This window comes from Clostridium beijerinckii, assembly GCF_036699995.1.
Classification (GTDB): domain Bacteria; phylum Bacillota; class Clostridia; order Clostridiales; family Clostridiaceae; genus Clostridium; species Clostridium helianthi.
In genome coordinates this window covers 5228323-5255096 of record NZ_CP144906.1, presented here as the reverse complement: position 1 = coordinate 5255096, position 26774 = coordinate 5228323, and the positions used below count along the sequence as shown (strand labels likewise).

At 31.1% G+C, this 26774-nt stretch carries 20 protein-coding genes; all 20 read left to right on the top strand.

The features are described 5' to 3' along the window. Positions 1 to 213 precede the first annotated feature (213 nt). The 20 genes from rapZ (at position 214) to PZA12_RS23465 (ending at position 26730) form a co-directional block, all read left to right on the top strand. Entirely contained in the window at positions 214 to 1098 is an 885-nt protein-coding gene (gene rapZ / locus PZA12_RS23560; protein ID WP_023975317.1) for an RNase adapter RapZ, read from the top strand. Next, the gene (locus PZA12_RS23555; RefSeq protein ID WP_103698069.1) at positions 1095 to 2447 is read left to right on the top strand and encodes a gluconeogenesis factor YvcK family protein; all 1353 of its coding nucleotides are present in this window, start codon (positions 1095 to 1097) and stop codon (positions 2445 to 2447) included. The genes rapZ and PZA12_RS23555 overlap by 4 nt, the downstream gene beginning before the upstream one ends. A 40-nt stretch (positions 2448 to 2487) precedes the next feature. Beyond that, positions 2488 to 3435: a DNA-binding protein WhiA gene (gene whiA / locus PZA12_RS23550; RefSeq protein ID WP_017212227.1), complete on the top strand. Its 948-nt coding sequence runs from the start codon at positions 2488 to 2490 to the stop codon at positions 3433 to 3435. Positions 3436 to 3458: 23 nt separating this feature from the next. After that, a complete protein-coding gene (locus PZA12_RS23545) occupies positions 3459 to 3743 on the top strand; it encodes a Dabb family protein (protein WP_077837794.1) in 285 nt (94 codons plus the stop codon). Positions 3744 to 3845: 102 nt separating this feature from the next. Then, positions 3846 to 7421, top strand: coding sequence for a DNA polymerase III subunit alpha (locus PZA12_RS23540; RefSeq protein WP_103698068.1), 3576 nt, complete (start codon positions 3846 to 3848; stop codon positions 7419 to 7421). Between the two features lie 456 nt (positions 7422 to 7877). Next, on the top strand, positions 7878 to 8834 hold the full coding sequence (gene pfkA, locus PZA12_RS23535; protein ID WP_012061003.1) for a 6-phosphofructokinase: 957 nt from the start codon (positions 7878 to 7880) through the stop codon (positions 8832 to 8834). A gap of 144 nt (positions 8835 to 8978) precedes the next feature. Beyond that, positions 8979 to 10400, top strand: a complete 1422-nt coding sequence (gene pyk / locus PZA12_RS23530; protein ID WP_017212224.1) for a pyruvate kinase — start codon at positions 8979 to 8981, stop codon at positions 10398 to 10400. Positions 10401 to 11299: 899 nt separating this feature from the next. After that, on the top strand, positions 11300 to 12664 hold the full coding sequence (rlmD, locus tag PZA12_RS23525) for a 23S rRNA (uracil(1939)-C(5))-methyltransferase RlmD (protein WP_103698067.1): 1365 nt from the start codon (positions 11300 to 11302) through the stop codon (positions 12662 to 12664). A gap of 383 nt (positions 12665 to 13047) precedes the next feature. Next, the gene (locus PZA12_RS23520; RefSeq protein ID WP_278286269.1) at positions 13048 to 13173 is read left to right on the top strand and encodes a hypothetical protein; all 126 of its coding nucleotides are present in this window, start codon (positions 13048 to 13050) and stop codon (positions 13171 to 13173) included. Positions 13174 to 13398: 225 nt separating this feature from the next. After that, positions 13399 to 14499 (top strand): Gfo/Idh/MocA family protein, encoded by a 1101-nt coding sequence (locus tag PZA12_RS23515; protein WP_077867694.1) that lies wholly within the window; start codon positions 13399 to 13401, stop codon positions 14497 to 14499. A gap of 34 nt (positions 14500 to 14533) precedes the next feature. After that, entirely contained in the window at positions 14534 to 15505 is a 972-nt protein-coding gene (locus PZA12_RS23510; RefSeq protein WP_023975986.1) for a sugar phosphate isomerase/epimerase family protein, read from the top strand. Between the two features lie 31 nt (positions 15506 to 15536). Next, positions 15537 to 16586 carry a Gfo/Idh/MocA family protein gene (locus tag PZA12_RS23505; protein WP_023975985.1) on the top strand — a complete coding sequence of 350 codons (1050 nt, stop codon included), beginning with the start codon at positions 15537 to 15539 and terminating at the stop codon, positions 16584 to 16586. A gap of 46 nt (positions 16587 to 16632) precedes the next feature. Beyond that, positions 16633 to 17484 carry an AraC family transcriptional regulator gene (locus PZA12_RS23500; protein WP_023975984.1) on the top strand — a complete coding sequence of 284 codons (852 nt, stop codon included), beginning with the start codon at positions 16633 to 16635 and terminating at the stop codon, positions 17482 to 17484. A gap of 25 nt (positions 17485 to 17509) precedes the next feature. After that, on the top strand, positions 17510 to 18301 hold the full coding sequence (locus PZA12_RS23495) for an aminoglycoside N(3)-acetyltransferase (protein WP_023975983.1): 792 nt from the start codon (positions 17510 to 17512) through the stop codon (positions 18299 to 18301). Positions 18302 to 18605: 304 nt separating this feature from the next. Then, positions 18606 to 19712, top strand: coding sequence for a DUF362 domain-containing protein (locus tag PZA12_RS23490; protein WP_077842005.1), 1107 nt, complete (start codon positions 18606 to 18608; stop codon positions 19710 to 19712). Positions 19713 to 20033: 321 nt separating this feature from the next. After that, positions 20034 to 20729 carry a manganese catalase family protein gene (locus PZA12_RS23485; protein WP_077838580.1) on the top strand — a complete coding sequence of 232 codons (696 nt, stop codon included), beginning with the start codon at positions 20034 to 20036 and terminating at the stop codon, positions 20727 to 20729. Between the two features lie 433 nt (positions 20730 to 21162). Next, entirely contained in the window at positions 21163 to 22605 is a 1443-nt protein-coding gene (locus tag PZA12_RS23480) for a glycoside hydrolase family 1 protein (protein WP_078114248.1), read from the top strand. A 287-nt stretch (positions 22606 to 22892) separates the two neighbouring features. Beyond that, positions 22893 to 24617, top strand: coding sequence for a methyl-accepting chemotaxis protein (locus PZA12_RS23475; protein WP_103698066.1), 1725 nt, complete (start codon positions 22893 to 22895; stop codon positions 24615 to 24617). A gap of 575 nt (positions 24618 to 25192) precedes the next feature. Then, positions 25193 to 25978 (top strand): flagellar motor stator protein MotA, encoded by a 786-nt coding sequence (gene motA / locus PZA12_RS23470; protein ID WP_039773013.1) that lies wholly within the window; start codon positions 25193 to 25195, stop codon positions 25976 to 25978. Between the two features lie 17 nt (positions 25979 to 25995). Further along, the gene (locus PZA12_RS23465; protein WP_039773011.1) at positions 25996 to 26730 is read left to right on the top strand and encodes a flagellar motor protein MotB; all 735 of its coding nucleotides are present in this window, start codon (positions 25996 to 25998) and stop codon (positions 26728 to 26730) included. Positions 26731 to 26774: the final 44 nt, after the last annotated feature.

Genomic DNA, 26774 nt, shown 5'->3' with positions numbered 1-26774 from the left:
TACATTAGTTTTGAAACTATGAATAAAAATAGAAGTTGAAGATGTTAAATATATCTATAAAATAAACACTAAATTATATAAAACTCAAGAGTTTAGAGACTTTTGGGTTTTTTATGATTTAATTATAATAGTATGATATAATTTTGATGTTAAGATAAATTAGAAGTAATAGTTGTGCCTAGAAAACGTCTTTGGCAAAAGGGAGTGTGTAGTATGAGATTTGTTATTGTTACAGGATTATCAGGAGCAGGAAAGACACAAGCAACAAGAACATTGGAGGATTTGGGATATTTTTGTGTTGATAACCTTCCACCAAAGTTAATCTCTAAGTTTGCAGAAGTATGCACGCAAAGTGGCGGAAATATTGAAAAAGTAGCATTAGTTATAGATATTAGAGGCGGAATTTTCTTTGATGATTTTTTTGAAGCCCTAAATTACTTAAAGAAAAATGAATTTAAATACGAAATATTATTTCTAGAAGCAACTGATGAAGTGCTTATTAAGAGATTTAAGGAGACAAGGAGAAGTCATCCATTATCTCCAGATGGAAGAGTTTTGACTGGGATTACTCAGGAAAGAGAAAAATTAAGAGAAGTTAAAAATATAGCTGATATTATCATTGATACATCTAAATACGAAATAAGGCATTTGAGAGAAAAAATAAACAAGAATTATGGAGATCATACTTATCCCGAAAAGCAATTATCAATTACTGTATTAAGCTTTGGGTTTAAATATGGAATACCAGTGGATTCAGATTTGGTTTTTGATGTTAGATTTATACCAAATCCATTTTATATACCTGAATTAAAGCAGTATTCTGGTAATGATGAACCAGTTAAAGATTATGTCTTAAAACAAGAGGAGACTGTGAATTTTATAGAAAAGTTAGTAGATATGCTAAAGTACTTAATACCTAATTATATAAAAGAAGGAAAGAGTCAATTAATTATATCTATAGGATGTACAGGTGGAAGACATCGTTCAGTTGCAATAGCAAATGAAGTTTATGAAAGATTAAATAAAGAAAACTATAATTCTAAAATAGAGCATAGAGATGTAGCTGAAGATCTTCATAAAGGAGAAAAGAAGCTATGAGGATAAAAGATTGGCTTAAGGCTGGAATTAAAGTGAAACGATGGCTAGCGTTCGGTATTTTCGGAATATTATTAATATCGTTTGGATTTACAGAACTAGTTAACCATAGGGTTTACAATTTATATTACCAAGTTTTTTATGTGTTCTTAAATATTACAGGAATATTTGTTTTATATATATCAATTACTGAAACGATGAAATCAATAATTGCATTAGTAAATAGAGGTTATATCAAAGTGTCCCTAGATAGTAGAAAAATTGAAAGCCTAATATATGAAAAAAGATTATTAGTAAAAGGGCCTAAGATAGTTGTAATTGGTGGAGGAACCGGTTTATCTACAATGCTTCGAGGGTTGAAGTACTATACATCAAATATAACTGCAATAGTTACGGTTGGAGATGATGGCGGCGGATCTGGAGATTTAAGAGAAGATTTGGGAATGTTACCTCCGGGAGATATAAGAAACTGTATTTTGGCATTAGCTGATACAGAGCCAATAATGGAGGATCTACTTCAGTATAGATTTGCTGATGGAAGATTAAAGAATCAAAGTTTTGGAAATTTATTCTTAGCAGCTATGGCTGGAATATCTGATAACTTTGAGGAAGCAGTTCAGAAAATGAGTTCTGTATTAGCTGTAACAGGTAAAGTTATACCTGTTACTTTGGATAATATGCAATTGGTTGCAAAATTACAAAATGGTAACATAGTAAAAGGTGAATCACAAATTCCCGAAGAGGCTATTGAACAAAGATCTAGAATAGAAGAATTGAAAATAGTTCCTGAGAATGCAAAAGCCCTTCCGGAGGCATTAGAAGCCATAAAGGAAGCAGATGCTATAGTTATGGGGCCGGGTAGCCTATATACAAGTATAACTTCTAATTTGCTTGTTAAAGATATTGCAAAAGAAGTTAGGAAGAGTAGTGCTATCAAAATATATATTTCAAATATAATGACTCAACCTGGAGAGACTACAGGTTTTAAAGTATCAGACCACTTAAAGGTTTTATTCAAATATGGTGGGAAAGATATTGTTGATTATGTAATTGCTAATACAGGAGAAATAACAGAGGAACTAAAAGAAAAATATCAAAAAGATGGTGCAGATCTTGTTAAATTAGATAGAGAAGATATTAATAGTCTAGGTGTAAAAATAGTCGGTGATGATTTAGTAAAAGTTAAAAATGGATTAGTTAAGCATGATTCAGATAAATTGGCAGAAATATTAGTAGATACAATAATGGAAAAGAAACTTTTATATGATAAGAAAAAGATAATAGAATATATGTATTTATCGCAACGTATTAAAGAAAGAGTCAGAGAAGAAAAAGGAAAAGTAATTGATTAATTAAACTATAAGAAAATTTATAGATAAGGAAGGAAACAGAATGTCATTTTCATCTAAAGTTAAAGGAGAGATATGCAGATATATAGATATTTCGAAGGAAGAGGCGTTAGCAGAAATATCGGCTATTATGAAGGTTAGTGGTACATTAGCTTTTAGTGGAAGTGGACTTAGTTTTAAAATGACCACAGAAAACCCAGCTAGTGCTAGATTAATTTTTACACTTTTAAAGGATCATTTTAATATACATTCGAAGTTAATGGTAAAAAAGAGTAACTCTTTAAAGAAGAATAATATCTATATGGTAGTAATTTCTGAAGAAATGGGTGTTAGAGGATTATTAAGCGATACTGGAATACTCAAAGAAATTGATGGAATAATGAGCTTGGACTATAGAATAGAGGAGTATATTTTTAAAGATGAAGATATAAAAAGAGCATATATAAGAGGAGCGTTTATCGGCGGAGGAAGCATAAGTAATCCAGAAAAAACTTATCATCTGGAATTTGTAACGCACAGTGAAGAATATGCAAAAGATTTATCGAATTTAATCAATACTTTCAGTTTAAATTCTAAGGTTATACAAAGAAAAAATAGTTTTATAGTATATATCAAAGAAGGAGAACAAATAGTAGATTTGCTTAATGTAATAGGAGCTCATTCATCGCTTTTAGAGATCGAAAATATAAGAATAATGAAGGAAATGAGAAATAATGTAAATAGACTTGTGAATTGTGAGACAGCAAATCTTTCTAAAACTGTAAATGCAGCAGTAAGACAGGTTGAAAGCATAAAACTTATCCAATCACAGATTGGGTTGCAAAGATTGCCAGATAATTTAAGAGAAATTGCAGAGCTTAGGTTGAATTATCCAGATGAATCACTGAAGGAATTAGGAGAAATGCTAGATCCTCCAGTAGGAAAATCGGGAATAAATCATAGATTAAGAAAAATAGAAAAGATAGCAGAGGAATTACGAACAAGCAAATAATAAAATTAAAGGGAGAGGATGTTATGTTTACACACATTGTATTATTTAAATTGAAAGAGCCAACAACAGAAAATTTAAAGTTTGTAGAAAAAACTTTATTATCTATGACTGGAATGATCAAGGAATTAAAGCAGTTAGAAGTAGGGGTAGACGTAATAAAAAGTGATAGAAGTTATGATGTTGGAATCATAACAAGGTTTGATAATAAGGAAGATTATTTATCGTATGACGTGAATGAATTTCATGTTGAAAAAGTTAAAAAGGTTATAGGGCCATATATGGAAGGCAGTAAAACTTTAGATTTCTAAATAACATATGGTTTAAGATTTATAGTTTGGTTAGAAAAATTCTAAATAAACTGTAAATTTTAAACTTTAAATTAACTGTAATTTAAAGAGGAGGTGAGGATAATGGAAGAAAAACAATTTTGTCATTTACATTTGCATACAGAATATAGTTTACTTGATGGATCAGGGAAAATAGGAAAGCTCATGAAGAAGGCAAAAGAATTAGGTATGAAGAGTATTGCTATTACTGATCATGGAGTTTTATATGGGCTTGTAGATTTCTATAAGGCAGCAAAGGAAAATGATATAAAACCTATTTTAGGATGTGAAGTTTATGTCGTACCAAAATCTAGACATATAAAGCAGCCAGACAAAGAAAATTCAACTTACCATTTGGTTTTATTAGTAAAGAATCAAATTGGATATGAAAATCTAATGAAAATAGTATCAGTTGCATCTATTGAAGGATTTTATTATAAGCCAAGAATAGATTATGAATATTTAAGAAAACATAGTGAAGGGTTAATTGCTTTGAGTGCTTGTTTAGGTGGTGAAGTACAATCTTACCATCTTAAAGGTAATTATGAAAAAGCAAAAGAGACAGCCTTAACATACAAAGAAATTTTTAACGGTGACTTTTATATTGAGTTACAAAATCATGGAATGGAAGAACAAAAGAGAGTAAATGAAGAAAATATAAAATTATCTAATGAAACTGGTATACCACTAGTTGCTACCAACGATGTTCACTACATAAGTAAGGAAGATTCTAAATCACATGATGTACTAATGTGTATACAAACAGCTAAAACCATTGATGATCCTCATAGAAGAAGATATCCTTCAGATCAGTTTTATTTAAAATCAGCAGATGAAATGTGGGATATGTTTTCCTATGTTCCTGAGGCTTTGGAGAACACCATTAAGATAGCCGATGAGTGTAGTTATGAATATAAGTTTCACGAATCTAAGCTTCCAAAATTTCCGCTAGAAGAAGGTCAAGATCCTTATGACTATCTTAGGGATACTTGCTATAAAGGTCTGATAGATAGATATAGTGTATTTGAAAATCTTAGAAATCAGAGTTTGAACTATAGTAAAATTGAAGAGGTTGTAGCAAATTATGAAGAAGCTAAAGAATATGTTGATAGATTAGAATATGAGCTTCAAGTAATAAAGCAAATGGGATATATTGATTACTTTTTGATTGTATGGGATTTTGTTAGATTTTCTTATGAAAGTGGAATACCTACAGGGCCAGGTAGAGGATCTGCAGCAGGTTCAATAGTTGCATATACGTTAGGAATTACAAAAATAGATCCGATTAAGTATAGTTTAATCTTTGAGCGTTTCTTAAATCCAGAGAGAGTATCAATGCCTGATATAGATAGTGATTTTTGCTATGAAAGAAGACAAGAAGTTATTGATTATGTAGTTGAGAAGTATGGAGCAAGTAATGTTTCTCAGATAATAACGTTTGGTACAATGGCAGCTAGACTATGTATACGGGATGTTGGAAGAGCTATGAATTATAGCTATGCAGAGGTTGATAGAATAGCTAAGATGATACCAACAATGCTTGGAATAACTATAGAGAAGGCATTAGACTTAAATCCAGAGCTTAAATTAGCCTATGATACAGATGAAAGAGTAAAGGCTTTAATAGATGTTTCAAAGGATTTAGAGGGACTTCCAAGGCATTCTTCTACTCATGCTGCTGGTGTTGTTATAGCATCAAAGCCATTAGTTGAATATGTTCCACTACAGAAGAATGAAGAAATGATAGTAACCCAATTTGGAATGACAACATTGGAAGAGCTTGGGCTGCTTAAGATGGATTTCTTAGGACTTAGAACATTGACGGTTATGAATGATGCTATAAATATGATTAGAGAAAATAGAAGGATAGATATTGATTTAGATAAAATAGACTTTGAAGATAAAGAAGTATATAAAATGATAGGGGAAGGCAAGACAGCCGGAGTATTCCAGCTTGAATCGCCAGGAATGACTTCATTCATGAAGGAATTAAAACCTGATTCATTAGAAGATATTATTGCGGGAATATCGCTCTATAGACCAGGACCTATGGCTGAAATTCCTAGATACATAGAAGGAAAGAAAAATCCAGAAAAAGTTACGTATTTAACTAAAGAATTAGAGCCTATATTAAGTGTTACGTATGGATGTTTAGTATATCAGGAGCAAGTAATGCAGGCTGTTAGAGATTTAGCTGGATACTCCATGGGACGTAGTGATATGGTTAGAAGAGCTATGTCAAAGAAAAAACATAAGGTTATGGAAGAAGAAAGAAAAAATTTCATTCATGGTATTGTTGAAAATGATGAAGTAATAGTACCAGGATGCGTGAGAAATGGAATTTCAGAGGAAATAGCTAATAAAATTTTCGATTCTATGATGGACTTTGCTTCGTATGCATTTAATAAATCCCATGCAGCGGCATATGCAGTTGTTGGATATCAAACAGCATATCTTATGAAGTACTATCCAGTAGAGATGATTGCAGCAATGCTTAATTCAATCATGGGAATCAGTGAAAAGGTAGCATACTATATCGGCATAGCAGAAGAACTTGGAATACAAGTTTTACCACCTAATATAAACGAAAGTTTTTCTAAATTCACTGTTAAAGAGAACAAGATTAGATTTGGATTAGCAGCTATAAAGAATGTTGGAACTAATGTTGTTGCAAGCATAGTGAAAGCAAGAGAAGAAAAGGGTAAATTTGAATCGTTGGTCGATTTTATAAATAAAATGGATCCATCATCAATAAATAAGCGTGCAGTTGAATGTTTAATAAAGGCTGGGGCTCTAGATGATTTTGATGTTTTTAGATCTAAGATGTTAGCTGTTCATGAAAAATTAATTGATAATATATCTAGTGATAAGAGAAGAAATATTGATGGGCAAATAAGCCTATTTGCAAGTGAAGAATTAAAAAATCCAGAAGTAAACTATCCTAATATTAAGGAATTTACTAAGCGTAATTTATTAGCTATGGAAAAGGAGATGACGGGACTTTATATTACTGGGCATCCTCTAGATGACTATGCTCAAAGTCTGAAAATGCAGACCACAAATGAGATTTCGAAAATATTTTTAGTACAGGAAACTTTAGATGATTCTCTAGAGAGCGATATGGGTGAAATTAATATGTTTAACAGGCAGGATGCATTACAAGATAATGATAGAGTAATCCTTGGAGGAATACTTGCTAATGTTAATCAGAAGGTAACAAGAAATAATTCTATAATGGCATTCCTAAAACTTGAAGACTTAACTGGAACGATTGAAGTAATAGTGTTCCCTAAAACTTTGGAGAAAGTAAAAGAATTATGCGTAACAGATAGTTTGGTAATAGTTAAAGGAAGATTAAGTTTGAAAGAAGATGAGCCACCAAAACTTATTTGTGAAAGTATAGAACCTTTAGAGAAGGTCAATACTTCAAAGGTATATTTAAGAGTTGATGATAAGGTGGCAGCTACTGTTCTAAGTAAAAAATTAAAAGAATTATTGATAAAGGAATATATTGGAGATACGCCTATTTATATATTTGAGAGCCAAGGAAAACAAAAGTTCAGGGTGCCAAGAGATAGATGGATTTCCCTAGATAGTGATGTTATGAATTTATTGAGACAAACTTTAGGAGATGAGAATGTTAAGGTATTAGATTCATAATTAGAAACGAGATGCGATTAAAAATTTAGTAAATATACAAATGAAAAATATTACAAAAATTAATATCACAAAAATTATATTATTTTATATAAATTTATCGATTATTGGTTATAATAGAGAAGACAAATTACGTTCATTGCTTTATAACACTAAAACTATTATAAAAATGCAGTTACTATCCTTGTTATAAATGAAGATAGCTTATATGAAAAAATATGATATTTAGCGGTGTATAGTCATAAATTCAGTAAAATAATTTTCAAATTATTTGTATTGTGAAATTTTTCATAAAATTTAGACATTTATTTTAGAATAATATCAGAAAATGGTTAAATATCATTGATAATTGGTTCAAATTTATGTACAATAATTCTTGATTAATAAATTATGGTTATATTATGTACACAAGGGTCATTTAAGGTCCCTTTGCGGTATTTTAAGGAGGAAATATATATTATGAAAAAGATAGCTGTGTTAACAAGTGGTGGAGATGCACCAGGCATGAATGCTGCAATTAGAGCAGTAGTAAGAACTGCGCTTCATAACGGAATTGAAGTTATGGGAGTACAAAGAGGTTATAGTGGACTTATCAATGGAGAATTATTCAGCATGGATAGAAATTCAGTATCTGATATAATCCAAAGAGGTGGAACAATTTTAAGGACTGCTAGATGTCCTGAATTCAAGAATGAAGAAGTAAGAAAAAAGGCTGCAAAAATATTACAAGCTTATGGTGTTGAAGCTCTAGTAGTTATAGGTGGAGACGGTTCATTTATGGGTGCAAAATTATTATCAAAGCTTGGAATTAAAACAATAGGTTTACCAGGAACAATTGATAATGACTTAGCTTACACAGACTTTACTTTAGGGTTTGATACAGCCTTAAATACCGTTGTAGATGCTATAAATAAAATTAGAGATACTTCAACTTCACATGAAAGAGTTTCAATTGTAGAAGTTATGGGTAGAGACTGCGGAGATTTATCTTTATATGCAGGTATCTGCGGAGGCGCAGAAGCAATTATAATTCCTGAAATGGAATTTGATAAAGATGCACTTTGTAGAACTATCTTAGAAGGTAAAAATAAAGGAAAAATGCATAATCTAATAATGCTTGCAGAAGGAATTGGAGGAGCATTTGAACTTGCAAAGTACGTTGAAGAAGTAACTGGAATTGAAACAAGAGCAACAATCTTAGGTCATATTCAAAGAGGAGGAAGTCCTACTGCTACAGATAGAGTTTTAGCTTCAAGAATGGGAGCAAAGGCTATAGAAGTATTATTAAAAGGTGGAACTTCAAGAGTAATAGGAATTAGAGATAATAAAATAATAGACCAAGATATAGATGAAGCTCTTGATATGGAAAGTAAATTTGATAAAGAACTTTATGATATTGCTCAAGTATTATCATAATAATTTAGCTTATAGTTTATTTATATAAATTTTATAAATAAGGTACAATCAAAAAATAATGAATCAACATGCTTGCTTATTTTGCATATTTGTAACATTATTTTATTTTATGTGCCTAATCGAAGAAAGAGGAGTGTTAGTTTAATGAGAAAAACTAAAATGATTTGTACTATTGGCCCTGCAAGTGAAGATATGGAAATATTAGAAAAGGTTGTTCTTTCAGGAATGAATGCTTCAAGACATAACTTTTCACATGGAGACCATGAAGAACACGGTGGAAGAATTAAGAAAGTTAAAGAACTATCAAAGAAGTTAAATAGAGAAATTGCAATAATTCTTGATACAAAAGGACCAGAAATAAGAACTGGTAAATTTGAACCAAAGAAAGTTGAATTAGCTAAGGGTTCTGAATTTACAGTATATGCTGGAGATATGGATGTAGTTGGTGATACTACTAAATGTTCAGTTACATATGCAGGACTAGCAAATGATGTTAAGCCAGGAAATACAATTTTAATAGATGATGGTTTAGTAGGATTAACTGTTAAATCTGTTGAAGGTAACGCTATTAAGTGTGAAGTTCAAAACACTGGATTCGTTGGAACTCATAAAGGAGTTAACGTACCAGGAGTATCAATCCAATTACCAGCTCTTACTGAAAAAGATAAATCAGATTTAATCTTCGGTTGTGAAGTTGGAGTTACTATGATAGCTGCTTCATTCATAAGAAAAGCATCTGATGTAAAGACTATCAGAGAAATACTTGATGCAAATGGTGGAGAAAGAATCCTTATCTGTTCAAAGATAGAAAACCAAGAAGGTGTTGATAACTTAGATGAAATCTTAGAAGCTTCAGACCTTATAATGGTAGCTAGAGGAGATCTTGGTGTTGAAATTCCAATAGAACAAGTTCCAGCAGTTCAAAAGATGATCATCAAAAAATGTAAAGCAGCTGGTAAACCAGTTGTAACTGCAACTCAAATGTTAGATTCTATGATGAGAAATCCAAGACCAACAAGAGCAGAAGTTTCAGACGTTGCTAATGCTATCTTAGATGGTACTGATGCAATCATGTTATCAGGAGAAAGTGCTAATGGAGATTATCCAGTAGAAGCTGTAGCTACAATGGCTAAGATTGCTGAAGAAACTGAAAAATCTTTAGAATATAAAGTAGCAGTTTCTCAAGCTAAAACACATATTCCAGCTATAGCAGGAGTTATTTCAAGAGCAGCTAGTAATGCAGCTAATGAATTAGAAGCAGCAGCAGTAATTACTTCAACTCAAACTGGTGCAACTGCTAAGAGAATTTCTCAATGTAGACCAGAATGCCCAATTATAGCTGTTACTCCAGATCCAATAGTTGCTAGACAATTAGCATTCTCATGGGGAGTATATCCAGTAGTTGCTGATAAAATGGAATCTACTGATGAAATGTTAGAAAGATCAGTTGAAATAGCTAAAAATAATGAATTTGTTAAATCAGGAGATATAGTTGTGTTAGCAGCTGGAGTTCCTGTAGACCAAGTTGGTGCAACAAATCTTTTAAAGATTAGCGAAGTAAAATAATATTTGAAACATAATTTTTTAATATATATAAAGGGACTTTGGTAAGAATCTTACCAAAGTCCTTTTTTATTCTTTAGGAATTTATATTCAAGTAAAATCTGTGGATAACATAAAAAAGGTTGATTAAATAGTTTTGGTATTTTAAAAAGAATAAAAAAAGAAATCTTATTCGTCTGCATAAAATGTTCTTATATGCAGCAGAGCTGCTATTTCTGATGTGCAGATTTTTCTCACATGCGTTCGAAAAGGCAGATGCGTGAAAAAAATCTACACATATGAAAAGAGTGCGAAGTACAATACGGAACTTAACCACAGTCGCCTGCGATTTTTTTACATGGAAGGTTTTAAATGCTCCTTAAGCATAAAATCCAATATATACATGCACTTAAGATGATAAATATGTAATCAAATTTTAAGAAATATATAAAGTTAACAAAAAATTAACATTTAAAGATAGGATATTTAATATATAATGTATATTATTGCTCTAAAAGAGAAATAATAATTTAATGATTATGGAATTAAATGGCAACTGATTCTGTATTAGCACCGCAAGGTGCTCTTTTTTTATTTTAGGAAAATTATATAATTTAATGGTACTAAGATGTTGATTAAATCTAGATATCATAATTATAATTACTTATTTATTACCCGATAAAATAAATTGTAGCATAAGTAAATTATTTGATTTTTATAGGAGATTATTGAAATGTCAAGTCTAAATATAATATCCATTAAGTGGAAATTTAATAGTTAAGAGTTTGTTCTTAATTGGATATAAGAATTTATAAATATCTTAAATAAATGAATAAGATATGATAAAATGTAGAAAGTATTTTTAAATATTGATTTGAAAATTATAGTTAAGAAATGATACTAACAATGAAGGATGTGTACATGTGTTAGAGAGAAATAAAGAGTATATTGTAAAAATAGATTCCTTGGGATATGAAGGTGAGGGTGTCGCAAAGATAGATGGATATCCAATATTTATACCAGGAGCTTTGATAGGGGAAACTGTAAAGATAGAAATAATCAAGAATAAAAAGAATTATTCTTATGGAAAGCTTATAGATATAGTAGAAAAATGTGACGAAAGAACTGTACCTGAATGTAATTATTATGAAAAATGCGGTGGTTGTACTCTAATGCATTCTAATTACGATTCGCAATTAAAATTCAAATACAATAGAGTTAAGGATTGCATAGAAAGAATTGGTGGATTATCGGGGGATATAGTTCAAAATACTGTAGGGATGAAATTTCCATACAGATATAGAAATAAAGGAATATATTCAATTGCATTGACAGACAATGAACTTTCAATGGGCTTTTTTAGTGAAAAAACACATGAAGTAGTTGATATGGATAAGTGTCTAATTCAAGATGAAGAAACTGATAAAATCATAAAAATAATAAGAAATTGGATGAAAAAGCATTCTATATTACCTGCTAGGAAAGATAATTTATTTTTTAGTGAAGGACTAATTAGAAATGTAATGGTGAGAAAGGGATTTAAAACCAATGAAATTATGGTTGTTCTGATTACCAACGATAAAGAAATTCCTAAGAAAGAAGAACTAATAGAGAATATTAGGTTAGAGGTTGAAAATTTAAAGGGAATAATTCAGAATATAAATACTAAAAATAATAGTTTAGTTCTCGGTGACAAGTGTATAACTTTGTGGGGACAGGATTATATCTCTGATTATATAGGTAAGTATAAATTTAATATTTCGCCATTATCTTTCTTTCAAATAAATCCTATTCAAACAGAAGCGCTTTATAATAAAGCTTTAGAATATGCAGATTTAAGTGGAAATGAGATTGTTTTTGATGCATATTGCGGTGCTGGTACAATAACATTATTCTTATCTCAGAAGGCAAGAAAAGTCTATGGAGTTGAAATGGTAGAACAGGCGATAGATAATGCGGTAGATAATGCAAAAATAAATGGAATAGACAACTCGGAATTTTATGTAGGAAAATCTGAAGAAGTGATTCCGGAGTTAATAAAAAATGGAATCAAACCAGACATAATAGTTGTGGATCCCCCAAGAAAGGGATGTGATATCAATTTGCTAAATGCTATAGGAGAAGCTAAGCCTAAAAGAGTAGTGTATGTATCATGTGACCCTAGCACTTTAGCAAGGGACTTAAAACATTTAGAAGGTTTGGGATTTAAAACAATAGAAGTGCAGCCTGTAGACATGTTTCCAAATACAAAGCATGTGGAAACTGTCGCTAAATTAATTAGGGAATAGCTTTAGTTGTGAGGATTTCATAAGATTATGTGGAAGCAATTCCACCCATTTGCCACCGATAATAAGTAGTCGGTGGCAATTAAAATAATAGTTTATTAATAAGCATTTCCTTTGTTATTAGTGCCCTTTAGAGAATATCTAAATATATCAACTGTATTATTTATTCATTGTAGCGAAAGTAGAGTTAAGAGTTGATTGGGTATTTAAGGTATAGCAGGGGGACAAGAGGATTTTAGTAGGATCAGGGTAAAGCCTAATTATCAATTAAGAGTTGCTGGATAAGAAAAAAATAAGATATAAGAGGAATAGAAAGACTTTATTTTAATAAAATAAGGTTTTTCTTTTTATGGTTTTTAAATAATGGATTAGGAGAAGGAAAAATTATGTTTGAATTGGTGGCGGAAAAAGGCTGGGGTGAGGAGGGAGGAAAGATTTTTTTTGAAATTAACAAGTCTATTAATAATTATAATATAGATAATGAATATTTTGTTTTAAATCTAAAGTGGTAAATTAATGTATCATAACATTCAAAGAATATGCGCAAAACAATATTTGAGAATAACTAAGCAATTAATGGCGAGTAAATAGACGAATTTAAGTATAGAATTATTTATGAAAGACAATGATACGTATCATTCATAAGAGTAATAAATTATGATAATTTACTATGAAAGGAAGTGAAAAACTGACTTCAAACTTTAAGGTTTAATAAGCTATGAAAGTCGGGAATTGTTATGGAGAATACATGCAATGAAAAGAAATTAAAGGTTGCTATTATAGGATGTGGAGGTATTGCAAACGGAAAGCATTTACCAGCAATAAAAAAGAATCAAAATATAGAAATAGAAGCATTTTGTGATTTGATAGAGGAAAAGGCTATAGAAGCAAAAGCTAAATATGGCAAAGAAGAAAGTAGGATTTATACTGACTACAAACTTCTTTTAGCAAAAGAAAAAGATATTAAGGCCGTTTACGTCTTAACTCCAAATAAATCACACAGCTATATATCTATTGAAGCAATGAAAGCTGATAAGCATGTTATGTGTGAAAAACCAATGGCTAAAACATACGCTGAAGCTAAGGCTATGCTTGAAGTAGCGCAAGAAACTGGCAAAATCCTAACTATAGGTTATCAAAATAGATACAGAGCAGATTCAAAATATTTAAAAGCTGCATGCGAAAATGGTGATTTAGGTGAGATCTATTATGCAAAAGGACATGCAATAAGACGTAGAGCTGTTCCAACTTGGGGAGTATTTTTAAATGAAGATGAACAAGGTGGAGGTCCATTAATCGATATAGGTACTCACGCTCTTGATTTAACACTTTGGATGATGGATAATTATGAACCAGAGTGTGTACTAGGATCTGTATACTACAAGTTAGGGGATCAAACATGTACAGGAAATGCTTGGGGCGATTGGGATAAAGAGATGTTTACAGTAGAGGATTCAGCTTTCGGATTTATTAAGATGAAAAATGGCGCTACAATAAATCTAGAATCAAGCTGGGCACTAAATAGTCTTGATGTTGATGAAGCTAAAACTTCTTTATGTGGTACAAAAGCTGGTGCTGATATGAAAGATGGTTTGAGGATAAATTCTGTTAAGTATAATAAACAATGTATAGAAAAGCCGGCACTAGATGCTACTGGGGTTGCTTTTTATGATGGAGAAGAAGATAATGCTCCTGATATAGAACAAAGTACGTTCTATAATGCAATCATTAATGGTGATGAATTAGTGGTTAGGCCTGAACAAGCTTTAATAGTTACTCAAATATTAGAAGCAATATATGAGTCTGCTAAAACTGGTAAGGCTGTATATTTTAAATAATTAATAATATTATATTTTATGGAGATGAATTTATATGAAATTAGGTGTGTTTAATCCAGTTTTACAAGATAGATCTTTTGAAGATGCTTGTTCTTTTTTGGCAAGTAAAGGTGTACAAACAATTGAAATCGGTTGCGGAGGTTATCCAGGGAAACACCATTGTGACCCAGCAATTTTATTAAAAGATGAAGAAAAGTTTGTCGAATTTAAATCTATTTTAGAAAGAAGCGGTTTAGAAATCAGTGGATTTAGTTGTCATGGCAATCCAATTCATCCAAATAAGGAAATAGCAAAAAGATTCGATGATGATTTGACTAATGCAATTTTAATGTGCGAAAAAATGGGAGTAAGAATATTAAACTGTTTCTCTGGCTGTCCTGGTGACAGTGAAACTTCCCAAAAACCAAATTGGGTTACTTGCCCATGGCCAGAGGATTTTATTGAAATATTAGATTATCAATGGAATAAAGTTTTAATTCCTTACTGGAAGGAAAAAGTGAAATTTGCAAAGGCTCATGGTGTAGATAAAATAGCCATTGAAATGCATCCTGGTTTTTGTGTATATAATCCTAAAAGTTTATTAAGATTGCGTGAAGCTGTAGGGCCAGAAATTGGTGCTAATTTTGATCCAAGTCACTTAATTTGGCAAGGAGTTAGTCCAGTGGCAGCAATTAGGGAGCTCGGAAAGCATAATGCTATTTTCCACTTTCATGCAAAGGATACAAAGATAGATGAAATAAATTGTCCAATAAACGGCGTGCTAGATGTAGGCCATTACGGTAAGGAAATTGAACGTTCTTGGATTTTTCGTTCTGTCGGCTATGGACATGATATTGGCTATTGGAAGGACATTGTTTCTGCATTGAGAATGGTTGGATATGATCATGCGTTGAGTATAGAACATGAGGATAGTTTGATGACAACAGAAGAAGGGTTGATAAAAGCAATAAATTGTTTAAAAGATGCAATTATTTTTGAAACTAAAGGTGATATGTTTTGGGCATAATTATAAAAATTTGATAGGGAGAAATAAAACAATGTGTAATGAGATGTTCAATTTAGCAATAGTTGGATTGGGAGGCATGGGAAATTGGCATCGTGAGCTAATTGAAGGAATTGATAATTTGACTGTTTGCGGTACTTATGATATTAAAGAAGATAGACAAGCATTTGCTAGAGAGCATGGAATAAATCCGTATAATTCTTTTAAAGAGCTTTTAGAAGATGAGAAAGTAGATATTGTTTTATGTGCAACACCAAATGATGTACACAAAGAGATAGTAATCAGTTCATTAAAAGCTGGCAAAAATGTAATTTGTGAAAAGCCAGCAGCAATGTCATCTTTAGAATTTAAGAAGATGGTAGATATAGCAGAAGAAATGGATAAAGTTTTGGTTGTTCATCAAAATAGACGTTGGGATGAGGATTTTTTAACTGTAAAAAAGATATATGATGAAGCTATCTTAGGAAATGTCTTTAGAATAGAGTCTAGAGTACATGGATCTCGTGGCATACCAGGTGATTGGAGACAAGAAGAAGAACATGGTGGTGGAATGCTTTTAGATTGGGGTGTTCACATTATTGACCAGGCATGCATGATGATTAATGAAAGGATAAAATCAGTATATGCTAGATTTACTCATGTTACCAATGAACTTGTGGATGATGGATTTACTGCTGAGTTAGAATTTGAAAGCGGATTAATTTACGTTGTAGAAGTTGGAACAAGTAATTTTATAAATTTACCGCGCTGGTATGTGTTAGGTCAAAATGGCACAGCTGTAATAGATGATTGGAATTTAAGAGGCAAAGTCGTTCGTATTACTGATAGCAGTAAAAATGATGCAATTCCTATTAGAACAGCTGCCGGATTAACAAAAACTATGGCGCCTAGGACAGAGGAAACAATTAAAGAAGAAGCACTTAAAATTGTTAATTCTGATGTTAAGGACTTTTATAGAAATGTTATGGGAGCTATAAGAGGAGAAGAAGAAATTCTTGTAAAGAATACAGAGGTAATGAGGGTTATTAAGCTTATGGAGAGTATTCGTGAATCAGTTATCAAGAAGAAAGTGATAGAGTTATAGAAATTAATCAAGAAGCTTAATTGTAATTATTTTGGAGGAGATATTTATGCATGGGAGTTTTGAAAAAACAGTATTAGAATCTGAATTTCCTTTTAGATTGTTTTTTAATGATGGATATTCTAATACACCACATCACTGGCATGAAGATATAGAAATTATTTATCTTGTGGAAGGTACACTAAAGGCATGTATTAATAGAGATACTTATAATTTAAAACAAGGGGACATACTTATAATTGGTGGTGGAGAAATACATTGTTTTTTTAAAGAAAAGAATTTCAGTAATAGAGCTGTAATACAATTTAGAACTTCCATATATGATAATTTTCTTTCAGGAACAAAAGATGCTAAAATAATAAAACCTATGTGGAATCAATCAATACATTTAACCATGGGGAATGAAATTCATGCACTAATGGAGAGGCACATAAATGAGATTATCAATGAATATAGTAAGGCTGAGGAAGGATATAAGTTAATAATAAAAGCTAGATTATATGATCTGGCAGGTATACTACTTAGATATATACCTAAGCAAGCATATTCATCTGAAGACCTAAGCCGTGAAAAGGAAAGATTAAAGAAAATGGATAGTGTATTTCAATATGTGGATAGTAATTATCAAGAGCATATTGATTTAGATGATATTTCAAAATCTATAGGTTTTAGTAAATATTACTTTACAAAGTTTTTCAAAGAAAATACTGGGGTAACATTTTTAGATTATCTAAATAATTATAGAATTAAAAAAGCAGAGTGGCGTATAATTGAGGAAGATGAAACTATTGCAGAGATAGCCTATAACTGTGGATTTAATAGCATTAAAACTTTTAATAGGCTATTTAAAAATATAGTAGGTTGCACGCCTATGAAATATAGAAGAGATAATAAAAATTAAATATTAAAGTTGAGAGGGAAAGGGTATGGGTGATAGAAAAATTGTAATTAAAAAAGATATAGTAAATGCGCTGCAACAACTTGGTATAAAAAGTGGACAAAATATTATAGTTCATACTTCAATGAAAAGCTTTGGATTTGTTTGTGGAGGCCCACAAATCATAATTGAAGCATTAATGGAGCTAGTTGGAAAAGATGGAACTATAATTATACCTACACAGACATGGAAAAACATGGATCCGGCATATGGTGTACATTGGGAGGAACCAATAGAATGGTGGGATATTATAAGAGATAATTGGCCGGCTTATGATAAGGATATTACTCCAACAAATTCAATGGGAGCAGTAGCAGAAATGTTTAGAAAGTGGCCAGGTGTTTTAAGAAGTGATCATCCTGTAAGGTCTTTTGCTGCATGGGGAAAAAATGCACAATATTTAATAAACAACCATGATTTAAGCGATATTTTTGGTGAAAGTTCTCCAATTGGGAAATTATATGATTTAGATGGATATGTATTACTATTGGGAACTGGATATGATAAAAATACATCTATTCATTTAGCAGATGAAAGAGCTGATTACCCATCAAAGCATATGGAGGAAAACAGTTGTGCAATGATGAAAGATGGTGAGCGTAAATGGGTTACGTATTCAACGTTATATGTTGATGGTGAAGATTTTATGGATATAGGAATTGATTTTGAGAAAAAGTATAGAGTTGAAAATACAAAAATAGGGAATGCGGATGTAAGATTCATGAGACAACGAGAAATTGTAGACTTCGCGGTTGAATGGATTGAAAAGAATAGAAAATAATTATATAAAGTAATATTATAATGAGCAAATTAAAAAATCACGATAATTAATAATCAAATGTCGTGATTTTTTTAATATAGAATAATACAAATTGCAATGTCTTATAGGTCTAATTAAATATTGCTTTTCTTTCAATATTATTTAATATCTAAAACAATTTCCTCAACTTTAACATTACTAGTTTTTAGAATATTACTTTTTAATTTTACCAGATTTTTTTATTATATGTATTGACTTAGAGTTAACTCTAAAATCTATAATTAAATTAGTACATTAGCTTATAAATAATTTGGAGGGATTTAAAATGGAAAAATCGAAAGTATATTTTACTAATATGCAAGCAACAGCTAAGGAAAATTTGCTACAGAAGTTAAAACGTTTAATTAAGAGTGCAGGAATTGATCAAATTGATTTTGAGAAGAAATATGCAGCAATTAAAATTCACTTTGGGGAGCCAGGAAATGTAGCATTTTTGCGTCCTAATTTTGCTAAAGTTGTGGTAGATACTATTAAGGAATTAGGAGGAAATCCATTTTTAACAGACTGCAATACTCTATATGTAGGAGGCAGAAAGAATGCTTTAGATCATTTAAATTCAGCATATGAAAATGGATATAGTCCGTTTTCAACAGGTTGCCATATATTAATTGGAGATGGTTTAAAAGGGACTGATGAAGCATTGGTTCCAGTTACTGGTGGGAAATATGTAAAAGAAGCTAAAATAGGACATGCGATTATGGATGCAGATATATTCATATCATTAAATCATTTTAAAGGACATGAGTTAACAGGTTTTGGAGGCGCTTTAAAAAATATAGGTATGGGATGCGGTTCGCGCGCAGGAAAAATGGAAATGCATAGTAGTGGAAAACCTAGTGTTTATGAAGATAAATGTGTTGGATGTGGTATGTGTGCTAAAAACTGTGCACATAGTGCAATAAGTTTAACAGATAAAAAAGCACTCATCGATCACAGCAAATGTGTTGGATGTGGTCGTTGCATAGGAATTTGTCCAATGGATGCTGTTATGCCAGCGTCAGATGAATCAAATGATATTTTAAATAAGAAAATAGCTGAATATTCATGGGCAGTATTAAATGGAAGACCAAATTTTCATATCAGCTTGGTAATTGATGTATCACCATATTGTGATTGTCATGCGGAAAATGATGTACCGATTGTTCCAGATGTAGGTATGTTTGCATCCTTTGATCCAGTAGCATTAGATGTAGCTTGTGCAGATGCAGTAAATAAGCAGCCAGTTATGAAAGGTAGCCTTCTTGAAAAGAGTGGTTGTAAGCATAATGATCACTTTACTGATGTTAGTCCAGAAACAGATTGGAAAGTTGCTATTGACTATGCTGTGGAATTAGGTTTAGGCAGTAAGGAATATGAGTTGATAACAATTTAGAGATAAACATATTTCTGAAATTTTAGAAATTATATTATTTAATTTTAGTAATCCACAAATAAAAAAATATAGATTTATACCTGCAGTGATGCAGGTATTTTTTTATAAATTAAAAAAAATATGCATCAAATCAAATAGAAAAGCGTTATATATTTTATAATTTAGTTTCTGTAATGTAATTTTATTAAAAGTGCTAACGTTCTAGAATACTAAATGTAAATTTATCACAGTTATGTATTTAGAGTTTTGAATAATAAGCATTGGATTATTAAATACTAACCTTGTAAATAATTTTAACTGAGATGAATGGAGGCAAGTACAATGTTTAAACACGAGAAACCATTACTTAGAGATGTAAAAGTAGAGAGGCCAAATCCACAATATGCTGTGTTGATGCAAGAACAGCTAGGTGGTGCAAATGGTGAGCTAAAGGCAGCACTTCAATACCTTTCACAAAGTTTTAGGGTAAAAGATCCTGAAATTCATGATTTATTTTTAGATATTGCAGCTGAAGAATTAAGTCATATGGAAATGGTAGCACAAACTATAAATTTACTAAATGGACATGAAGTTGATTATACTAAAACTCCTGGAGGAGAAATAGAGACTCACGTATTGACAGGTCTTGCGCCAGGACTTATTAATGCATCAGGACATCCTTGGACTGCAGATTATGTTAATGTTACAGGAGACATTGCAGCAGACTTATTATCTGATATAGCAGCTGAGCAAAGAGCAAAGGTTGTATATGAATATTTATATCGTCAAATTAATGATAAATACGTAAAAGAGACAATAGATTTTCTATTAAATAGAGAGGAAGCACATAATGCACTCTTTAGAGAAGCATTAAATAAGGTGCAAGATAGAGCATCAAATAAAGATTTTGGTGTAACAAAGGATTCTAGATTATACTTTGACTTATCAACGCCTGGAAGGTATTTTGACGATCCTGAACCAACACCTCCTAGTTTTAAAAACCCACGTGAAAATAGTAGGGAAACTTCTAGGTCTTAGCAAGTATAAAGAGATCCTATGCTGAAATTATGTATTATTAATTTGGCATAGGATTATTTTATCGCATTAGATTGAAGTAAATAGATTATATTACAAAAGCCATACGTGGTACTTTAAAAAATTAATATATATTGCGATTAAGCTTATAAATTATATTAATAACTGAGCTTGTAGATTACTAGAGACTTAAATGTAAATTTACTATCACAACATATATTAGGATAGACAGAATTTTATGAGTGGATATTAAATAATGCTATTGCTTAGTAAAAGATATTACATTTTAAAATAAAAGTTATAAATTATATGGACAAGTGTAATAAGTTTGTGGTAGTCTAGAGTTGTAAGTAGTCGTTAATAATAAGGATAGTATTTTGTTAAAAGAATTTTAATAAAGATGTAATATAAAGTTTGTTGGTAGGAGGATAAAAGAATGTATTTTAAAGAAAAACATGGTTTTCCGGATGATTTTTTATGGGGAAGTGCATCTGCTGCATATCAGGTAGAAGGGGCTGCAGAAGAGGATGGAAAAGGAAGAAGTAATTGGGATGAGTTTGTAAGAATCCCAGGAAAAACATTCAAAGGAACAAATGGTGATGTAGCTGTTGATCATTATCATCGATATAAAGAGGATATTGCATTAATGGCGGAAATGGGATTAAAAACATATAGATTCTCTATATCTTGGCCAAGAATTTATCCAAAAGGAAAAGGTGAAGTTAATGAGAAGGGATTAGAATTCTATGATAATGTGATAGATGAATGTCTAAAATATGGAATAGAGCCAATGGTTACAATATATCATTGGGATTTACCTATAGCTTTACAGGAAGAATATAATGGTTGGGAAAGTAGAAACATAATTGATGATTATGAGAATTATGCTATTACCTTGTTTAAACGATATAAAGATAAAGTAAAGTATTGGATAACATTAAACGAACAAAACATATTTACAAGTCTTGGATGGGTAATGGCAGTGCATCCACCAGGAAAGAAGAACGATTTAAAGATGTTCTATCAAGTAAATCACCATGCAAATTTAGCTCATGCAAAAGCAGTGCTTGCTTTTAGAAAAATAGTGCCAGATGGTAAGATAGGGGCAAGCTTTGCATTTTCACCTAGCTATGCAATAGACTGCAATCCGGTAAATAATATAGCAAAGGCAGATTACGATGATTTGCAATCATTTTGGTGGATGGATGTTTATGCATACGGAAGATATCCAAAAGCTGCATTGAAATATTTACAAGGTCAAGGGGTAGCGCCTGTATTTGAAGATGGAGATGCAGAACTCATGAAGGCCGCAGCTCAAGTAGATTTTATGGGAGTTAATTACTACCAAACAGCAGTTGTTGAGTATAACCCAATTGATGGCGTTGGAATGGCTGAAATGAATACAACAGGAAAAAAAGGATCGGCACAAATTAGTGGAACTCCTGGATTATTTAAAAATCCTCCAAACCCATATTTAAAAACTACAGACTGGGATTGGACAATAGATCCTATGGGGATAAGAATGTGCTGCAGAACTATTACAAGTAGATATGATTTACCAATAGTTATTTCTGAAAATGGATTAGGCGCATTTGATAAAAAGACTGAGGATAATAAAATTCACGATGACTATCGTATAGCGTACTTAAAGGCACATATAGAAGAATTAAAAGAAGCTATTAATGAGGGATCTGAAGTACTTGCATATTGTACATGGTCTATAACAGATTTATTAAGCTGGCTAAATGGGTATCAAAAAAGATATGGTTTTATTTACGTAGATCGTGAAGAAGAAGAAGGCGCTTCAATGAATCGTTATAAAAAGGATAGCTATTATTGGTATGAAAATGTCATAAAGACAAATGGAGAAGAATTATAAAATAGGTAAGTTTATAGATAAGCTTAAAGGAGTTGTTGATTTTATCAATAACTCCTTTAAACTTATCTATTTTAGTTTATAAATTAATGGTCAAAAATTAGCGGATTAATAACTGTATATAAGATTAGAAATACTAAATTTTTAAAATAGAATACAAAAATAGAAAGGAATTAGTAAAATTATGTGGAACTTAATAACTATATTTTATTTCAATAATAATATTATTGAAAAATAGAAGCGATTTGAAAATAAAAATAAGAAATTTGTTGTTAAAGGGAGGGGATTTATTGAAGAATTTAAAGATTAGAACAAAATTGATGTTAATGGTGATAATACCATTGATTGCGGTTATATTTTTGTCTATAGAAGGAATACTAAAAATCACAAATACTTATGGTACATTAACAGATACGTACTATGAAAAGTTATATAAGGTAAATAGCCTTATATTAAATGCAGATAGAGATATGTATCAGGCCCTTGTTGCTCAGAAGAATTTAAATGATACGAACATAAGTGAATTTGATAAGAATAAGAATATAAAAGATTTAAAAGATAACATAGGTCAGGCAAAAGATAGAACAAGCAGTGCTATAAATGTATTACTTCCAATTAAAGAGTCTTTACAAGATATTAAACATAAGGAAAGTAACAAAAATGTGTTTGAACTTTATGATGAATTTCAAAATAATTATCAAGGCTGGTTGGATAGTTTTGATGTAGATACAGGAGAGGTGAAAAATAAGGAACAGTTTAATAAAAAATTTGCAGAATCTAGGGAGGACATAAATCAGATAACAGATGTAATGGAAAACGCTGCTGTTGAAACGCAGGGTAACATGAAGGAATCCATAGATTTTACTAAAATTCAATTTATCCTGTTGGGAATTTTCTCTGTTTTAATAACTTTATTTGTTGGAATAACAGTATCAAGAGATTCATCAAAAGTGTTATTTAAAATAAAGAATTTAGCAACTAGACTTTCGAATTACGATTTTTCAGAGGATTTAGTTTTAAAGAGATATGATGAATATGGACAAACGGCAGATACTTTGAATAAGGCACAGCAAAATGTACGTGAACTTATAAGTGCAATAACTGAAAATATACATAATGTAAATTCGTCCAGTGAAAATTTGACTATATCTGTAAATGAAATAAGTAATAATTTAATTGAAGTAAATGAAGAAACAAAGAAAATAAATACGAGTGTTCAAGAAAATAGTGCAATTGCAGAGGAGATATCTGCATCTGTAAAAGAAGTAAACTTGACCGTTAATATATTATCTGAAAAGGCAATGGATGGAACAAGTAATGTCACAAATATAAAAGCACGGGCAAATACCGTAGAGAATAGTAGTAATAAGGCAATTCAATCTATAAGTAAAGTATATCGTGAGAAGGAAGAAAAGATTATTAAAGCTATTGAAGAAGGAAAGGTAGTGCATGAGATTGGGATTATGGCCAATGCTATTTCTGCAATAGCTGAGCAAATAAACTTGTTATCATTAAATGCTGCAATAGAAGCTGCGAGGGCAGGAGAACAAGGAAGAGGATTTGCTATAGTGGCAGAAGAAGTTAGAAAACTTGCAGATCAATCTTCAGAAGCAGTTGAAAATGTTAAAAAAGTTATTGGAAAAGTAGAAAAATCTTTCAATGACCTATCTTTAAGTAGTAATGAACTTTTACAGTTCATGGATGTGGATGTAAATAAACAGTTTGAGGAATTTTCGCATATAGGAAAGCAGTATTATAAGGATGCAGACTTCGTAAATTCCATGTCCTCCGAATTAGCAAGAATGTCTGAGGAAATTAATGAAGTAATAAGTCAAGTATCAGATGCGGTTCAACATATGGCCCAAATGTCTCAAAGATCTTCTGAGAGCACTAACAGCATAGAAAATAGTTCGAGTAATTCAATCTCTTCTATGAAGAATATTTCAGTTAATGCAAAAGAACAGCTTACTCTAGCAAAGAAATTAGAAGAGACCATAGAGAAATTTAAAATATAATTTCTAAGAATTTTAGTTATTAAATATGAAGAAATAGATGTACAATTCATATAAAAGATTTTAATTGCTTTAAGTGATTATTAACCGTAGATGAATTGTACATTAATTTATAATGGGGTAGTAATTAGTGTTTGATGAATTAGTAAAGTGCTCCAATACCTACTTTTTTGTTTAGTAAGGTTTGTAATTGTTTTATATTGAATAAAATTAGTATAGATTTTTAAATAATCCATGTATTAAAGCAGCATTTTTGTATTCATATAACAGAAAGCGAACTCTATTTCGACAATAAAGATAATGCTGATAAATAGATTTTAACTTAAATTTAGCATGTTTAACAAATTAAATGAATAATGGAAAATAAAGATGTGATAAGGTCAGAATATATAGAATTTATGTTATATAATATGTCAAAATATAGTTTTCGATTGTTCAAGATTATGGTATTATAGTTATAGGTTGTAGATTCCAAACGATTAAGAAAAACGACAAAAAATGTAATTATATGTTATATTGCTAATAAAAAGATAACATTTAATCATATGACGTGCGAAGAACAATAAAGGGGGACAAACATGGATATATTTTTAGTAATTGGTCTTATTGGAGGTTTAATAATTGTAGTTGCAGCCATGCTAGAAAAGGGAGCAAGTCTTCAAGTACTTATGAGTGCTGAAGCGATGCTGGTAATCATTGGTGGTACTGTAATAGCCTTGCTAAATTCTTTTCCAAAAGGAGAGTTTACTAAGCTTCCTAAGATTTTTGGTGTTCTTTTTAGTGCTAAGGGGCAAGAAGATCCAGCTGAAATTATAGCACAGCTTGTAGAGATGTCTCAGACAACTAGAAGAGATGGATTACTATCTCTTGAAAGTACTATACAAGGCTTAGAAAATAAGTTTATGAAAAAGGGATTAGAAATGGTGGTTGACGGTTTAGAACCAGATCTTATAAAAGAAGTTCTAGAAATAGAGATTGAGAGTATGGAAGATAGACACCGTCTTGGTGCTACAGCGTTTACAACAGCAGGTGGTACAGCGCCAACACTTGGAGTTTTAGGAGCTGTTATAGGATTAATAGGTGCTCTTGGAAATCTTAATGATATTGAAAAGCTTGGAGAAAGTATAAAATCAGCCTTTGTTGCAACTGTTTATGGTATCTTTACTGGATATTTAATATGGCATCCATTTGCAAATAGGTTAAAAAGAAAATCCCAAGAAGAAATAAAAAATATGAATATTATGCTTGAAGGAATTTTAGCTATTCAGGCAGGAAATAATCCAAAGAGTATTGAAAGAAAGCTAGTAGGAATGCTTGAGCCAAAACAAAGAATAAGATTTGAAGAAAATAATAATGATAACTAGTTAAAAGGAGAAAAGTGATGAGTAAGAAAAAGCAACATCATGAAGAGCATGTAGATGAAGCATGGCTTCTTCCATATTCAGACATGTTAACACTTCTACTAGCACTATTTATCGTTATGTTTGCCATGGGACAAACAGATAAGGCAAAACTTCAGTCAATGGCTAAAGAATTTAATATAATATTTGCTGGTGGATCTGGTGTTATGCATCAAGATGGTAACTCTGCAATTCCTATGGAGGAGTCTGGTATCAGTGATAATAAGGCTGAAGAAGATAAAATGACTGAAATTAAAAAGATGATAGAAGCGGAAATTAAAGAAGAGGGCTATTCTGATAAAGTTAAAGTTGATCTTAATAATGAGGGATTGGCAATTTCTATACAAGATGTTGTACTTTTTAATTCAGGTGAAGCAGATGTACTAAAAGATGTATCACCACTGCTTTTAAAAATTTCACATATGCTTTATGGTTTGGATAATGAAATCAAAGTTGCAGGATATACTGATAATGTGCCGATTAATAACGGGAAGTTTCGTTCAAATTGGGATTTAAGTGCTATGCGTGCTATAAATGTGTTAAATTATATGGTTAGTACAGGTGGTATTAATCAGGAGAAGATATCAATACAGGCTTATGGAGAGCATATGCCCAAAGCATCTAATGCAACAGAGGATGGAAGAGCTAAAAATAGACGAGTGGAAATTTTTGTGGTACGTAAATACCCAGTACCTACAGAGGAGAAATCAAATTAACTAGATAAGAGCTAAGAGATTAATAAGAAATTTTACATATAGCT